20 protein-coding genes (1 of these 20 running past the window's edge) are annotated in these 16720 nt (G+C 40.0%); all 20 read right to left on the bottom strand.

Annotated elements, in window-relative coordinates; genetic code table 11:
- Tightly spaced (each overlapping or abutting the next), the 20 genes in view from helD to purR form a layout consistent with a single transcriptional unit that may run on beyond the window.
- Positions 1-856 carry the 5' end (the start) of an RNA polymerase recycling motor HelD gene (helD, locus tag HHK02_RS03700; RefSeq protein ID WP_152719693.1) on the bottom strand. The gene continues 1463 nt to the left of window position 1, outside the view, so only the first 856 of its 2319 coding nucleotides appear in the window; it begins with the start codon at positions 854-856; its stop codon lies off the left edge, out of view.
- Positions 857-1300 (bottom strand): nucleoside-diphosphate kinase, encoded by a 444-nt coding sequence (ndk, locus tag HHK02_RS03695; protein ID WP_019254244.1) that lies wholly within the window; start codon positions 1298-1300, stop codon positions 857-859.
- On the bottom strand, positions 1301-2260 hold the full coding sequence (locus HHK02_RS03690) for a DNA-methyltransferase (protein ID WP_152709421.1): 960 nt from the start codon (positions 2258-2260) through the stop codon (positions 1301-1303).
- Complete coding sequence (trpS, locus tag HHK02_RS03685) at positions 2261-3283, bottom strand: tryptophan--tRNA ligase (RefSeq protein WP_003671322.1); 1023 nt, start codon at positions 3281-3283, stop codon at positions 2261-2263.
- Entirely contained in the window at positions 3284-4225 is a 942-nt protein-coding gene (locus HHK02_RS03680) for a Ppx/GppA family phosphatase (protein WP_085680112.1), read from the bottom strand.
- The gene (locus tag HHK02_RS03675; protein WP_098035313.1) at positions 4226-5488 is read right to left on the bottom strand and encodes a hydroxymethylglutaryl-CoA reductase, degradative; all 1263 of its coding nucleotides are present in this window, start codon (positions 5486-5488) and stop codon (positions 4226-4228) included.
- A complete protein-coding gene (locus HHK02_RS03670) occupies positions 5489-6448 on the bottom strand; it encodes an IpaB/EvcA family protein (RefSeq protein WP_098035312.1) in 960 nt (319 codons plus the stop codon).
- Complete coding sequence (locus tag HHK02_RS03665) at positions 6449-7147, bottom strand: NAD-dependent protein deacylase (RefSeq protein ID WP_152697165.1); 699 nt, start codon at positions 7145-7147, stop codon at positions 6449-6451. It lies immediately after the preceding gene.
- Positions 7148-7273, bottom strand: coding sequence for a hypothetical protein (locus tag HHK02_RS12860; RefSeq protein WP_003671317.1), 126 nt, complete (start codon positions 7271-7273; stop codon positions 7148-7150).
- The gene (locus tag HHK02_RS03660; RefSeq protein ID WP_181462775.1) at positions 7274-8122 is read right to left on the bottom strand and encodes a DUF72 domain-containing protein; all 849 of its coding nucleotides are present in this window, start codon (positions 8120-8122) and stop codon (positions 7274-7276) included.
- Complete coding sequence (gene metG, locus HHK02_RS03655) at positions 8123-10150, bottom strand: methionine--tRNA ligase (protein WP_085680101.1); 2028 nt, start codon at positions 10148-10150, stop codon at positions 8123-8125.
- Complete coding sequence (locus tag HHK02_RS03650; protein WP_003671311.1) at positions 10151-10969, bottom strand: TatD family hydrolase; 819 nt, start codon at positions 10967-10969, stop codon at positions 10151-10153.
- Complete coding sequence (gene rnmV, locus HHK02_RS03645; RefSeq protein WP_003671309.1) at positions 10970-11536, bottom strand: ribonuclease M5; 567 nt, start codon at positions 11534-11536, stop codon at positions 10970-10972.
- Complete coding sequence (rsmA, locus tag HHK02_RS03640; RefSeq protein WP_003671308.1) at positions 11537-12430, bottom strand: 16S rRNA (adenine(1518)-N(6)/adenine(1519)-N(6))-dimethyltransferase RsmA; 894 nt, start codon at positions 12428-12430, stop codon at positions 11537-11539. It lies immediately after the preceding gene.
- The gene (locus tag HHK02_RS03635; protein ID WP_003665581.1) at positions 12431-12673 is read right to left on the bottom strand and encodes a Veg family protein; all 243 of its coding nucleotides are present in this window, start codon (positions 12671-12673) and stop codon (positions 12431-12433) included.
- Positions 12674-13525, bottom strand: coding sequence for a 4-(cytidine 5'-diphospho)-2-C-methyl-D-erythritol kinase (gene ispE / locus HHK02_RS03630; protein WP_003667188.1), 852 nt, complete (start codon positions 13523-13525; stop codon positions 12674-12676).
- Entirely contained in the window at positions 13526-14437 is a 912-nt protein-coding gene (locus HHK02_RS03625; protein ID WP_003671305.1) for a metal ABC transporter solute-binding protein, Zn/Mn family, read from the bottom strand.
- Positions 14438-15109: a metal ABC transporter ATP-binding protein gene (locus HHK02_RS03620; RefSeq protein ID WP_003671304.1), complete on the bottom strand. Its 672-nt coding sequence runs from the start codon at positions 15107-15109 to the stop codon at positions 14438-14440.
- The gene (locus HHK02_RS03615; protein WP_003671302.1) at positions 15110-15907 is read right to left on the bottom strand and encodes a metal ABC transporter permease; all 798 of its coding nucleotides are present in this window, start codon (positions 15905-15907) and stop codon (positions 15110-15112) included.
- Positions 15908-16720: a pur operon repressor gene (gene purR / locus HHK02_RS03610; protein WP_181462899.1), complete on the bottom strand. Its 813-nt coding sequence runs from the start codon at positions 16718-16720 to the stop codon at positions 15908-15910.

The raw sequence follows: 16720 nt of genomic DNA, 5'->3' as shown, positions 1-16720 counted from the left end.
TATTTCTTTCACCAAGACTTGGCAAAACTTCAGAAATGTAGTGGCTAAATAAATTATTGGGACTAAAGAGGACAATCTGATCCGCATTCAATTCTGTTCGACTATGATAAAGCAAGTATGCAATTCGCTGAAGGATCGCTGAAGTCTTTCCTGAACCAGCCACTCCTTGTACTAGCAAAAGATCACTACGCGTATCACGGATAATATCATTTTGCTCTTTTTGAATTGTTGCCACAATATTATGCATATACTGGTCATTTTGCTTTCCAAGAGCTGCTTGCAAAACTTCATCACCAACCGTTTCATTGGTATCAAACATGTTAGTGATCTTGCCATCCTTAATAGTGAATTGGCGTTTCTTTTTTAATTCTGTGGTTTGCATCCCAGCTGGCGTTTCATAATTGACTTTCCCAAGGGTACCATTATAGTAAACCCCAGAAATCGGTGCCCGCCAGTCATAAATTAAAAAGTCTGTTTTATCTTCATTCATTAAAGAAGAAGTACCAATGTATAGCGTTTCACTCTTATCTTCACCAGGATCTTGAATATCAATCCGGCCAAAATACGGTGACCCTTTTAAGTTTTTCAAAGTTCTTAACTGGTGCTTTAGAATTGATTCACTTTCCGCTGCTCGTGAAACCAATTGTCGCTGCTGTTCAATCATTGACCGAGATTCAGCAATATCATCAACTTCATAACGATTAATAGATGCATTTTCACTATAATTACGTTCAACTGCCCGTGTTTCACGATGAGCATCTTCAACAGCTTTAGTGGTAGCAGCTATCTGTTGGTCAATTTGTTTTTCAACATTATCAACCCGCGCTTGCTCCGTTTCTCGTTCATGATTTTCCATCTACTGTTTATCTTTAATATCAAATTCTGGGAACCAAATACCAATTTCACGAGTGGCACTGTTAACGTTATCAGACGTATGAATGATATTTCGCAAGTTACCATCAGGCCATTCACGACCATAGTCACCACGAATTGTTCCCCATTCAGCTTCACCAGGGTTAGTAGCTCCTGCCATGTTATGAATTGCTTGGATTACATTAGTACCAGAAACAACAATTCCTACAATTGGTCCTTCTGTCATATATTCTAATAATTCAGGGAAGAATGGTTTGTCAACTTTATCAAAATAATGCTGACGAAGCTTTTCTTCTGATGGGTTAATCATCTTAAGAGCTTCAATATTATACCCTTTCCGTTCAATACGGGTAATAATATCTCCAATATGACGAGTTTTTACCCCATCAGGCTTTACTAGTACAAGTGTGTATTCGTCTTTAACCATTTATTTTTCACTTGCCCTTTGTTGACGTTTAATCTTTCGTTGTACTGCTAAGGTATTACGCTCCCAGAAGACTCCATCAGTGTAGCCTTGGATGCTAGGATCATCTTTTATTTGATTAAGTCGGTACTGTCCCCATGCACAATATAGAAGACTTTGCTCGATTCCAAGATAACGGCGGTTAAGTTTAGCGGCAGTCACTAAACTCGAACCGGAACCAGCAAAAGGATCAAAAATGAAGTCATTAGGATTAGAACTGGCAAGGATGATTTTTGCCAGCAATTTCTCAGGCTTTTGCGTAGGGTGACCAGTATTTTCTGGCATTGACCAATACGGAATTGAAATGTCATCCCAAAAATTAGACGGCATTGTATCCCGAAAGTTACCATTTTTAGTAGCTTGCCAGTCTTTAGCTACCCCATCTTGACGATAAGGAGCTACCACCTGTCGTCGTTGCTTAACTTGGTCGACATTAAAGGTGTAATCACTCGGGTTCGCGGTTAAGAACCAAATATCTTCCATCCCATTTTTCCAATTTTTCAGTGAACCCCGGCCCTTTTCTCGTTGCCAAGTAATCCGATTTTGAATTGTAAAATTTTTTTCGAGGATCGGCGCAAGTGCCATGCTGGTTGCCCAATCAGAAAAGACATAGATACTAGCATTTTCTTTTAATAATGGTTTTAAGAGGTCAATCCACTTTTGCGTGTAAGCTTGATATTGGCTTGTGGACATTTTTTTAAAGCTTAAACCATCATACTGTTTATTAAGGTTGTAAGGAGGGTCAATAAGGGCGAGATCAACCTGGTGTGGTGATAAATTAGTCATTACTTTGAAAGAATCCCCGTTGATAATCTTATCGGATATTGTCTGGAGATTATCAGTAGGTTGAATAATTTGATTAAGGAGCTCAGGTGAAGCTTCCTCAAGTGTGAAATCAATTGTTTTATTTCTTTTTGAGCGCATTTAGCCAAAGTAGTTAATCCCGATTGCATCACGAACTTCTTTAAGCGTCTGGTTTGCAACCTCATTTGCCCGTGCTGAGCCTTCTTTAAGAACTTGATCAACATAATCAATATTAGCTGCATACTCTTCACGCCGCTTGCGAATTGGTGAAAGTTCAGCTTCAAGAACTTCATTTAAGTAGCGTTTAATCTTAACATCCCCAAGGCCACCAGCTTGGTATTGCTCCTTCAATTTAGCAACTTGCTCTTTGTCTGGATCAAAGATGTCAAGGTAAGTAAAGACAGTATTGCCTTCAACGTGACCAGGATCACTAACCTTGATATGTGTTGGATCAGTATACATCGACATTACTTTCTTTTGCACTGTATCAGCATCATCAGAAAGATAAATTGCATTGCCAAGCGACTTACTCATCTTTGCATTACCATCTAGCCCTGGAATCCGTCCTTGACCCTTTGGTGGGAATACCCCTTCAGGCTCAACTAAAATATCTTGTTGGTAAATACGGTTGAATGTCCGCACAATTTCACGAGTTTGTTCAAGCATTGGTTCTTGGTCATCACCAACTGGCACTGTATCAGCCTTAAATGCTGTAATATCTGCTGCTTGGCTTACCGGGTAAGTAAAGAATCCAGCTGGCACACTTTCACCAAACTTCTTTTGCTTAATCTCAGTCTTAACAGTTGGGTTTCGGCGTAAACGTGCAACAGTTACTAAGTTAAGGTAGTGCATCGTTAATTCACTCAATGCTGGAATTTGTGATTGAACCAAAATTGTTGATTTCTTTGGATCAATTCCAACCGCCAAATAATCCAGAGCAACTTCATGGAGACTACGGCGGATTTTTTCCGGATCCCGGGCATTATCGGTCAATGCTTGTTGGTCAGCAATCATGATAAATGTATCATATTTACCTGTATTTTGTAATTCAACCCGATTCTTTAACGAACCTACATAGTGTCCAATATGCAACTTACCAGTTGGTCGATCACCAGTTAAAATAACGTGTTTTTCTTCTGCCATTCAGTCATGATGTCGCTTCCTTTGATTTACATATTCAGTGATGATTCCTTCGCGGACACCACTCTCTGAAAAAATAACCCGGCCATCACTGTTGCGTTGCAAAAGGGTTACAAGAGGCAGCATTCCACCAATAATAATATCTGCTCGTTCCGGTTCTAGACCAGTCAGCCGTTTACGCTGGGCCAAGTTCCGATTTAATAATTCACGGTAAGTCGCAAATACTACTCGTGAGGAGAGTTGATACCCATGAATCGAACCGTTTCGGCGGTGATGGTGATGATAGGATTGAGTCATACGCGCCAAAGTTCGGTTAGCACCACCTAATAAAACAATCGGAACACGCGTTGCATATCGTAACCACGGAATCTTGGTCAATCGTTCATTCATGGCTACCTGAGCACGAAAAAGGTCAGCCGAACGAACATAGCCATTTAAGTGGTATTGTTCTGATAAATTAACAGCTCCCACCGGAATAGAAATCAAATTACGTGCTTTTCGCTGTTGCACCAATATCAATTCACAACTTGCTCCACCAACATCTAGAATCAAACAGTGGTTAAGTCGCAATGTCCGAACAACGCCTAGATAATCATAATAGGCTTCTTTTTTACCAGATAAAACTTGTAGATGAATACCGACTTCTTGTTGAACACGATTCAAAAACTCTTGACGATTTCGTGCTTGCCGAACTGCAGCAGTTGTGATCGCACGAACTTTAATATTGGGAATCTCTTGGTAGATTTTTTTAAATCGTTTTAGAGCCGCAATTGTGCGTTCAATTGCACTCTCTTGTAACATTTTTTCTCGTCCCATTCCCTCAGATAAACGTGTATTTTCTTTTACACGTCGAATTTCACGAAATCGTCCATCTGGAGCAATTTCTGTTATTGCCATTCGGGCCGAGTTTGAGCCGAGGTCTACAATCGCGAGGTTTTCCACCATTCAGTCATTAACTTGGTCCTTTCTGATCGTTGATAATATTTCTTTAGCAAGTGCTTGGTCAACATGTGATCGCTGCTTTAATTGTGTTACTACTAACGGTACTTCTGCTGGCGTTGCTCCGACACTTGCCGCTAATGAGCGATATTGGAGTTTCATATGACCAGCTTGAATCCCAGTAGTTGTCAATGCCCGTAAAGCAGCCAAATTTTGTGCTAATCCGACACTTGCTGTTACGGCTGCCAACTCTTCAGCACTCTTAATTTGACTAATATGATAATTTATCCTAGTCATTTTATTTAATCCAATTGAACCACCAATTACACCAACTGGTAAAGGAAGAACAATTTTTCCTATCAAGTAACCGTCCTGGATTTCCCAAGTACTTAAGCCGCGATATTGTCCATCACGAGCAGCATAGGCATGGGCCCCGCTTTCAATTGCCCGCCAGTCATTTCCACTGGCGATCATGACCGCATCAATCCCGTTCATTATTCCTTTATTATGGGTAGCTGCCCGATAAGGATCAACTTGCGCAAGGTCACTAAGGCGGGTAATTCGTTGAGCAACCTCTTTACCATCCATCTCCGGAGTTGCTAAGTATCGAAAATCAACTTTACAAGTAGCGGTTTGCAGACTCTGCGTTGCAAGATTGCTTAAAATTGCGGTGATAACATGGAAGCCCTGGTCTGTTAACCATTTTCCAACCGCTTCTGCCATCGTATTGATACTATTAGCGCCCATTGCCTGACAAACATCAATCCCCAGGTCAATGCTAATAAAGTTTCCAGGAGTGCGAACTTTCATCGACTTCGCACCCCCACCTCGTGCCTGCATTGAGGGATGAGCCTGGTTAGCAATTGTTAAAATCTCATCTTGGTGTTCTAATAACCATGCTTTAACTGCTGCTTTATCGGTCACATCATCTAACACAACTTGCCCCACTAATTGTCGGTCTTGCCGAGGAGCAGTAAATCCTCCCGACCTACTTACCCGGTGTGCACCATTGCTAGCAGCGGCTATGACTGATGGTTCTTCAATCACCATTGGTACAACATACGGACGATTATTTACGGTTATATTTAAGGCTACTCCTTCAGGTAAAGAATAATCAGTAATATAATTTTCGACTAACTCATCCCCTAAATCTGAACTTGTATTTGCTAATACTTGCTCTTCCATAGAGGATAGGTGACGAGCTTTTGCTAATTGTTGACGTCGATCATCGGCAGATAACTTATAAAAACCGTGTTGCCAATCAGTCATTCACTTCCTTACAATGTATGGAATGCTATTCTGTTCAAGAAATTCCTTCACTGGTTGATCATATATCTTCTTAAATTCTTCTGGCGCATTTTGAGCCGGTGCCGGAAGAGTAAACGAATTTTGACCATCACTCCGCCGAAGACCAACATAGGCGCGCTTATCTGTCCCCCGTTCTTTCATATCAGAGTGATAGATTTCAAAAACTTGACGCATCTCTAAACGTAATTGTCGGGCACTTAATACCGGTGAGAGAGTTGTATATTCATTATTATGTAAGGCTGGTAAGCCCCATTCCTGCATTTGTTGATCAAACAAAGAATAAATCTTAACAATTGACCGGCGCATATCGAATGGTGACTTAATTGGCTTCTTTGTAATCTCAGCATACATCTTTTTTGCTGCAGCTAGTGCGAGAGGGTACTTTTCTGCCAAAGTTTTTTCATACTTTGAAATGTGATCACCATAAAAGACTAAGGCATCCAAAACGGTTAATAACCGTAACGTCCGTTCATCATCTTCCTCTTTTTCCGGAGTTAATGTGTGTTCAATCCCCTTTAGATACTGCTCTTCAGTCTCATCGGTAATAAAACCATGCTTACGTTGTTCTGCAACCACTACTCGATGCATGGCAATGTTATACAAATCCGTTGACATAATCATCATCTGTTCATCGAGTTCCTTATCACCAAGAGATAGTTGGAAAAAGATTTGTGGAAACCCTTTTAGCAACATCAAAAGGTGCAATAACTCATGTGAAGCAGTGTAATTTGGGGCAGTCAAGTCAGTCACAATAATAACCAAGGCACCAGGAATAGTTTGTTGAGTTGCTTGGTCATGGCGAACGTATCCTGACTTGTCACCATGAAACTGAACAAAGACACTACCTTCAGGATATAGACTATTAACCTGATCAAGAAGTGCCTGATTTTCTTTATTTAGTGTAATTCTCTCTTCAGTCATTTATACTTTTAATTCGTCAAAGAATTTTGTTGCGTCGTCTTGAACCATTTGAAAGTCAAAAGGAAATTGCAATAACTGCTGATTAACAGCAATCACCTTTGCATTTGGATTGCGGTAATCTAGCAAGCCCGCAAATGGGTATACTTTCATCGAAGTACCCACAATCACAACTAAATCAGCTTGTTGCATTGCCTTGACAGAATTGACAATATCCTCTTGCTTAATTCCTTCATCATATAACACAATATCCGGACGCAAGGGACCATTATCCTTTTGATGCAAGCGACTATTCAAATATTCACTCACCGGAACTGTTTCATGACACTTTTCACAATAAACGTGGAAAAGGTTCCCATGAAAATCAATTAAGTGTTTTGTTCCAGCTTCTTCATATAAGTTATCAATATTTTGCGTTATAACTGTCGCGCGATCCTGTTGCGTCAACGCTGCCTGTTTTTGATGAATTACGTTAGGTTTTGCATCTGGAAAATATAAATTCTGCTTGCAAAATTTGTAAAAGCCTTCTGGATCACTAGCAAAATAACGGTGACTTAAATAATATTCGGCATTCCGATTTTGCGTATATAAACCGTTTGCTGACCTAAAATCAGGAATACCAGAAGCAGTTGAGATACCAGCTCCCGTTAGAAAGACAATATTTTTTGCGTCGTCAAATGTTTTTTGAATCGTCGCATCCATTTATTCAAAGAAAACGACCTTCCCATCAACTTTGAATGGGAGTGCTACTAAATGAGAACCCTTCTTTTTAGTAGTAGCCTTTTCTTGATAAAAAATGTGACGAATACCTTTGTTCTTTAGTAGCATCTAAAACAGATCAAGCTGTTCTGGTGATTTGGGTGCCAATCCCTCGAATTCAATATTCATCATTTTTTGAAGACTCAATGCATTGGGTGCTGCATCTTTAGCTGAGTTATTGTTGAAGATAACACAGAGTTCTTTAGGTTGCGGCTGCAAGGACTCAATTTGTTTTTTAAAGAATTGGAGTTCTTCCGTCGAATATCGATATAAAGTCCGCGTTTTCCGCCATTCTTTTCCTTGATTTTCCCATCCTTTGCGATTACGGCCATGAAGGCGCAGCATGGCTAAGTCGGGATTAGTTGTTGCAAGCACAAATGGTACTGACGTCGGCGTATTATGGGGTTCATCAGCAGCTACTAATGTAAAGTTGAGCTCACGACAGAAATCTAAGACTGACGGTAAAATTTCTTTCTTATACCAAGTTTGATTACGAAATTCGACTGCAATTGGCAAGTTTCCTAACCATTCCCGAATTAATCGTAAGTAAGAAAAGTCACGCACAGTTGCATCAAAATATGGAGGAAGCTGAAATAATATCGTCTTTAATTGACCAGCAGCTACCAAGGGGGAGATTGTCCGGCGATATTGTTGAAAGACCTGTTCTAATTCACCACGTTCCTGGTTTCGCTGATGCAGTGTCATTTTCTGGTTAGCTTTAACGATAAACTGAAAAGTTGGAGGAACAGTAGCAAGCCAGTTTTGAATCGTTGATATCTGAGGTAAAGCATAGAAAAAAGTATCCACCTCAACGACTGGAAAATGTTGAGCATACTCATCAAGCCTTACTGGGCGTTGTTCATCATGAATGAGTACTGGATGCTCTGTCCAAGTTGTCATCCCCATCGTTATTTTCATTTATTCAACGCCCATTCCAGGTACTAAATTGTCAGGAACAGTTACTACTTGAACATTACCGTCTTTTTCAGCAGACAAAAGCATTCCTTGGCTTAATTCGCCCCGCATTTTCCGTGGTTTCAAGTTAGCAACAATCAAAACTTTCTTACCTACTAAAACAGAAGGATCTGGATACCATTTAGCAATTCCAGAAAGGATTTGCCGACCTTCTTCTGTTCCATCATCCATGTGGAATTTCAGAAGCTTATCAGCACCTTCTACATGGTCGGCAGCAGTGATTTGAGCTACTTTCAATTCAACTTTGTCAAAGACATCAATCCGAATTGGCTTTTTGCCATCTGCTTTTTCTTCTTGTGCTGCTTCCTGGGCTTTTTCTTTTGCTTCAGCCATTGCCTTTCTTCCCTTCTTCTTTTCGTTTACTGTCATCTTGCTCTTAATAAATTCAACCTCGGCCTTCACATCCAATCGTGGGAAGATCGGAGTTCCTTTGGCGACAACCTGAGCTTCTGCTGGGAAATCATTAAATTGAAGATCGGTTAATGATAAGTCAGTCCCTTCAATTCCAAGTTGTTCAACAATTTGTTTTGGTGCATGCGGCATAATTGGTTGAATTAGGGCTGCAATAATCCGCAAACTCTTTGCTAGATGGGTCATCACATCTGATAATACATCCTTCTTACTAGCATCTTTTGCTAATACCCATGGTTCAGTTTCATCAATGTACTTGTTAGCACGACTAACCAACTTCCAAACAGCTGCTAATGCTTCAGCAAATCGTGTTTTGTCCATCAGTTCTTTATACTCAGCGATTACATCACTAGCAGTTTGTTCTAAATCAGCATCAAAATCAGTAGTTGCATCATTAGTACCAAGCAATTTGCCGTTTTGATACTTATTAATCATCGCAACAGTCCGATTGAGCAAGTTTCCTAGATCGTTAGCGAGGTCATAGTTTACCTTATCAACAAAGTCTTCTGGACTAAAGACGCCATCATTACCAAATGGCATTGCCCGTAATAGGTAGTAACGTGTAGCATCAAGGCCGTAACGATCAACAAGGGTTTCAGGATAGATAACGTTTCCCTTTGACTTCGACATCTTCCCATCACGCATTGTTAACCATCCATGACCAATAACGTGTTTTGGCAATGGTAAGCCAAGCGCATGAAGCATAATTGGCCAGTAAATCGTGTGGAAACGAACAATTTCCTTTCCTACCATGTGAACATCAGCAGGCCAGTACTTCTTGAAGAGGCTATCATCATCACTGCCATATCCTAGCGCAGTAATATAGTTTGATAATGCATCAATCCATACGTATACCACGTGTTTAGGGTCATTAGGAACCTTAACCCCCCAGGCAAATGATGTCCGCGTAACTGCAAGATCTTCTAGCCCTGGCTTTAAGAAGTTATTAATCATTTCATTCATCCGTGATTGCGGTTCGATAAAATCAGGATGTTCCTTATAGTAGTTCATTAACCAGTCAGCATACTTGCTCATCTTAAAGAAGTATGATTCTTCCTCAACTAATTGAACTTCATGACCTGATGGCGCTTTTCCACCGATCACATTACCGTCTTCATCACGGTAAACTTCTGCTAACTGACTTTCTGTGAAGTATTCTTCATCATCAACTGAGTACCAACCAGTATACTTACCCTTGTAAATATCCCCTTGGTCAAGCAATTGTTGGAAAATCTTTTGGACAGCTTTTTCATGGTAGTCGTCAGTTGTCCGAATAAACTTGTCATTTGTAATTTCAAGTTTTTTCCATAGCTCTTTAATTTGGGCAGCCATTTGATCAACGTATTCTTGTGGCTTCATGCCGAGCTTTTCAGCCTTTTGTTCAATCTTAAGGCCATGTTCATCGGTTCCTGTTAAGTAGAATACGTCATAACCCATCAAACGCTTAAAACGTGCTTCCGCATCACATGCAATTGTTGTGTATGAATTACCAATATGGAGTTTACCAGATGGATAGTAAATTGGTGTTGTAATGTAATAAGTTGGTTTTTGTTCAGCCATTCATAGGCCTCTTTCTTCATTTTCCAAAAATAAGCGACGGGCGTTCGTAAATGTTTTATATGCCACTTTGCCAGCATCAACCTGCTTTAAATCTGCAATTGCATCCACCGTAAATTTAGTAAAACCGGGTTCGTTTTGCTTTCCTCGGTATGGGAGCGGAGTTAGGTAAGGAGCATCCGTTTCAACCATCATCTTTTCCAGGGGAACAACTAATGCTGCTTCATGGACTTCTGTCGCATTTTTAAAGCTTACGACACCACTAAATGAAATCATCATCCCGAGATCCACAAATTTCTCTGCCCATTCTGAAGTCCCATTAAAACTATGCATAACCCCGCCAAATTCATCGACGTGGGCATTCCGCAAAATTTCATACGTGTCAGCCAGTGCATCCCGGCAGTGAATTGAGACCGGTAATTTAAGTTCTCGCGCCCACTCAAGCTGTTCAGCAAAAATTTCTTGTTGTTGCTGGTGAGGAGAATGCTCGTCATTATAATAATCTAAGCCAATCTCTCCAATTCCTACAACTAAGGGATCTGCTAATTGTTGGCGTAACTCTTTCTTGGTTTCACTATTCCAATTAGCAATATCTTCTGGATGCCAACCGATAATTGGATGCAGGTTATCGTACTGATGTCCCAACTTTAAAGCACGAGTATTCAATAGCTGGTTCGAGCCAACAATGTTCATCTCCGTCACGCCATAATGAGCAGCACGGTTAATAAAGGCAGGCACATCATCATAAAACACATCGTCATTTAGGTGGGTATGGGAATCATAAACCAATTGCTGGTGTTGATGATTACTCACTTTATTCAATTACTCATGATCTGCCTCCTGATTTATTTGCTTAATCGCTTTTTCAAATGTTGCCCGGTCAACTTGAAACATGTTTAAACGGTGAATCAATTGTTTCCCATTTCCATAACCGATTCCGAGTAATTGCCCTAACTTTTCACGCCGTTTTCGTGAATCTGCTTGACCTGTTAATCCCCATTTTTGCAAATCTTCTCGCTTAAAAGCTTGCTGAGGTGTCGTTGTTTGAGTATAAAGGTGCTCCAAAGCTGATTTTATAATTGCTGGCGTTGCATGCTCAACCCCTAAGCTACCGTGAGCCTCAGTTGGCACACCATCTTTTCGTTTAATAAAAGCATGCTTAACGCCAGGAATGGCTTCACTGATTATTTTTCTAATCCGCTCCCCGTTAAAGTCCGGATCAGTAAAAACAATTAGGCCTCGGCTTGCTTGTAACTTTTTCAACTTTGCCAAGTCAGCCGTTGAAATTGCAGATCCATTTGTTTCGTAAGTATCGGCATCAACCGCTTTTAAAATTTGCTTAGTATCATCTTTACCTTCAACAACTATAACTTCTTTTATTCTAATCATTTACAAGAGATTTTGCCGGTGAAGAGCATTCGCAAGTTCAATAAATTGTTCGAGGGTTAATTTTTCTGGCCGGATTTGTGGCGAAATATCCAGCTGAGCTAAGACAGCAGTCATTTTCTCTTTTACCGCTGGATCCTTACCAATTACACTTTGCAAGTTATTCCAAAGACTCTTGCGACGATGAGCAAAGCATCCCCGGATAAAGCCAAATAATTTTTGCTTATCAAAAGGCTGAACCGGAAGCGGATTTGTCCGTGGCGTTAATACCACAATTGCTGAATCAACATTAGGCGACGGCACGAATACTTTCCGTGAAACATCAAAAGCAATTTTAGCTTGCATTTGGTATTCAATCGCTAATGTCAACTCACCATATTGTTTAGTTCCTGGTTTAGCAGTGAGTCGTTGAGCAACTTCCTTTTGCATCATCACACAAATCGTCGCCCACTCAACAGGACTAGCCAGCAAATTCATTAGAATGGGACTCGTAATGTAATAAGGGAGATTAGCAACCACCTTAATTGGTCGACTGGGATCCTTAAATTCCTTTTTGATTAACTCTGGTAAATTAGCTTGAAGGACATCTTGATTAATCACTTTTACATTATCATATGGTGATAATACTTCTTTTAATACCGGAATTAAATCTTGATCAATTTCTAAGGCTAAAACTTCTCCCGCCGCTTGTGCTAATTGCTCCGTTAAAGCACCAATTCCGGGACCAATTTCAATTACATTGTCATTAGCTGTAATATCTGCTGCCTCAACGATATTTTTTAAGACGTTCAAATCAGTAAGGAAATTCTGGCCGAAACTCTTTTTTGTTCGGATCCCGTACTTTTCCATTATCGCGCGGGTACGTGTTCGACTACCAATTTCTGGTGAATTACTCATTTATTCTGCTTCATCGAAGGCAATTGAAATATTTCGTGTTAACAAATCAGTATAACTATAGGAAACTCGATCCAATGTTCCTTGTTCATCATTTAAATGAATAACAAATACTGCAGGATAAGTCTTACTTAAAATACCGTGATGGGTGGTAATACGTTTACGTCCAGCTTGCGCTTTTACTAAAACATGCTCGCCAATCCGTTCATCTAGCTTCTTCTTAATTTCTACAATGCTATTAGGCACTCAAAGCAAAGTTACAACATGAACGTCGCGACAAAATCCCCGGATACTATTTTGAATCCGTTTTGCTCGCGATTCTGTATGGCAGATTGCGAAGACGGTTGGTCCCGTCCCACTCATCTGGGCAACATCGGCCCCCAATTCTTTCATCTTATTCTTTAGACGACCAATCTCTGGATAAAATTTCATCGTTAAGGGCTCTAAAACATTTCCCATATATTTTGTTGCTTCTTGCCAATCCTCTTTCTTTAAATTTGTCAGTAATGCTTCATTATTAAGATGTTGAAGCTTCTCATAATTAATTTGTCGTAAGATTTGCGGCGTAGAAACACTGATCTTCTGTTTTGCAATTACAGCCCAATAATGAGGTTGCGGTGGTAACAATTCGATTTTTTCACCATGGCCAGTAACGTGGGCTAATTTGTTATATATACAATACGGGACGTCAGAATCAATTGTTAATGCGATCTTTGCTAGTTCTGATAAACTCAAGCCCAACCGCCAAATACTATTTAATGCGCGTAAAACTGCCGCTGCATCTGAAGAGCCACCGCCCAATCCGGCCGCGACTGGAATTTGCTTCTTAATCCGAATTGTAACGCCATCTTTACAATGAAAACGACTACGTAAAATATGAGCTGCTTGGTATGCTAAATTACGTTGGTCATTGGGTAAAAAGCCACTATTTGTATAGACTTTAATTGTTGCAGGGCGCCGGTGTGTCTCAACAGTTACATAATCAGCCAGGTCTGCCGAGACCATTACCATATCCCATTGAGGAGAACCATCAAAATATCGCATCGGCGTATCTAAACTCAAATTCAATTTTGCTGGTGCTTTTTCTGTAACTATCATTTAATTCTCCTTTTGTTGAATGCGAGACAATGCTTGGTATTGCTTGAGCATCCACTGCATATAGTCATACCCATTCGGCTTTGTTTCCGTTACCTTTAATACTGGAACATTATGTTCATGGGCAAGTTTAACTAAATTATCAACAACTTTATCACTTGTCTGCGAATTATCAACAAAGAAGGCAATTTGGTGATTAATGATTGCTTGTTGAATTTCTTCAATATCTTTTGGTGATGGATCATTCCCATCTTCAACTGCTTTTTCAAAATGCTTGTCCATAATTTGATAACCAACATTCTCTAAGGCATAATCAAAAACTGGTTCACTGACTGCAACTCGATTATTATTAGGATTTACCTGGCGCTTTACTTTCGCAATTTCTTCATTAAGCGGTTGAAGAGAAGCTAAATATTTGCGTGCATTTCTTTGGTAATCCTTAGCATGTTGCGGATCAATTTTACCATATTGAGTTGCAAGATCATTTGCTAACTTTTCGACCGTCTCAGGTGCATACCAAATATGCTCATTGTCGCCATCTTTCTTGCCGGTTAAAGATGCTACATTAATTACTTTAATCTTGTTATGGTTACTGCTTGATTTAACGAGTTTGTTTACCCAGCTATCGTAACCAAGACCATTTTCAATTACTACATTGGCTTTAGCAACTTGCTGGGCTTGCTTAGTATTGGGTTGATAATCATGAGGATCAACCGAAGCATTATCAATAAACGAAATCACTTGGCCATGATCGCCAGCTACTTTCTGCGCTACTTCACCATAGAAATTCATCCCAGTTACCACTCTAATTGGCTTTTGATTTTTCCCCATCGATTTCCACGGAACAAAGGATAACCCAAGAATTATAACCAACAAAGCAACAATACTACTAATACTGATAATATATTTTTTCATTTATTTTTTATCCCCCTTTACCGGACTGGGTAACTCATTAATTGGCCCAGTGGAATAAGAACCGGGAGATAAATACAAGAAACGAGTTCCATATTGTTTTGCTAGATCCCAATCATGAGTAATAAACATTACACTCAAACCATTTTGTTGAAAACGAGTTACCAGGTCTAGCAATTCATACTTCATTTCATTGTCCAGACTTGCCGTCGATTCGTCCAGAATAAGGAGATTTGGATTGGGTAATAAAGCTTGAGCAAGATATGCTCGTTGCTTCTCACCCCCTGATGCTAAACCAAGGGGCCGCTCAGCAATCTTTGTTAGGTTATTTTCACGAATCATCCGTTCAACACGGTTTCGCTCGCTTTTAGTCAGCCATGGCAAAAGGCGTGGTTTAGTATTTAAAGCAACAAAATCGCGAATAGATAGCGGGTATTCCTCGTCAATATTACGAAACTGAGGAACGTAGCCAAGTCGTGTACTTTGCGGAATAGTTATTGTCCCGCTTTTCGGTTTTAAAAAACCAAGCATTGAGCGAACAAGAGTCGTTTTTCCGACCCCATTTTCACCAACCACGACAAGAAAATCCCCTTCATTAATGGAGAAGCTTAAATGATCGATTACAGTATGATTTCCATAAGCGATCGTTAAATCATCAACTGATACAACTGCCATCTAATTCGATTCGATAAATTTACTATAAATCAAGGCTGTGGTATAGATGATAACTTCAATCACTGCGATAAAGAAACTAACCGGCCAATCTGTCAAATAACCGAGAAAAAGACCAAGCCATGTTCCTAACAGTGAAAATAAAATCGCTAAAATAATCATCCGTGCGACACCATGCGTAAAGTATTTAGCACTAGCAGCTGGTAACGTTAGGAGAATAAAAATTAGCAAAGAACCGACAATCTGAGCAGCGACACTAACGCTTAAAGCAAGTAGTAAAAGAAAAATAACAGAAATCACTGTTTGATTTATTCCACTGACCTGCGCCCCAATTGAATCAAAGGAATCAAACTTAAGGCGACGATACATCAATAGCAAAATAATTAAAACAAGAATGGAAAGGTAGACAAGCTGCCAGACCTCATTCAAACTAATTCCAACCACGCTACCAAACAAAATACTTGTTGCTGAGCTAGCTGACTGACTGCTCAAAGATAAGAAAAGAATTCCTAAGCCAATGAACAGCGCTGAAACGGCACTAATAACCGCTTCTCGTCGTGATTCTTTTATACTCATTTGTCCAACAATAACTGAACTTAACATTGTAAACAGAATCATCCCATTTAGTGCTGGCCATCCAGCAAAAACGGCAAAAGCACCACCAGCAAACCCAATTTCAGACAAGGTATGCGTTAAAAATGATAAATTTCGTGCAACGACAAAAACTCCAATAATTCCACAAATAATCGCAATAAATGTACTAGCGACAAATGCATGACGCATAAAACTTAAAGTTAACATCTAATTCTCTACTTTCTTATCAAACACGTTTTCCATGAAGCTTCCTGCTTGTGCTGCAATCTTCTTCTCCGTACCATCTTTAGTTTCCACTTTGATTAATGAAGTACAGTTATCGACTAACCGTTGCCCATTTACCGGACGACCTTCTGCAAAAACAGTAATCCCAACCAAGTTAGCATCAAATTCTTTAATCAAAGATTTCATTCCGTTAATCGTGCCGCCGCCCTTCATAAAGTCGTCAACAACCAAGACATTCGCCCCAGCTGATAATGTACGACGGGACAATTCCATCTTCTTTATCCGTTGGACGGACCCAGAAACATAATTAACACTTACAGTAGGTCCTTCAGTAATGTGTGAACTATTACGAACAATAACAAATGGTTTATTCATATACATCGCAACGCTTTGAGCAATCGGAATTCCTTTAGTCTCAACTGTCATAATAACATCAACATCAGTATCAACGTATTGAGTAGCGATTAACTTACCAATCTGCCGCAAGATTTCCGGTTGGCCGATTAAATCTGATAAGTAAACATAACCTCCCGGTAGCAAACGCGAGTCATCATTAACCCGGTCAACCAAGTTATCAATGGCCGCCTGAGCATTTTCCTTAGAATAAAATGGCGTTAATACCGCGCCACCGCTTGCACCAGGAATTGTTTCTAATCGTCCCTGTCCCCACGTTTGGAAGGTATGTTTAACAATTCCTAAATCTTCACTGATTGATGACTTAGCTGAGTCATATCGCTCACCAAAAAACTTCAACGATACTAATGATCGCGGATGTTCAAGCAAGTAACGTGTCAT

Source organism: Limosilactobacillus reuteri, assembly GCF_013694365.1.
Lineage (GTDB): Bacteria > Bacillota > Bacilli > Lactobacillales > Lactobacillaceae > Limosilactobacillus > Limosilactobacillus reuteri_E.
This window is presented reverse-complemented; position numbering and strand designations above follow the sequence as displayed.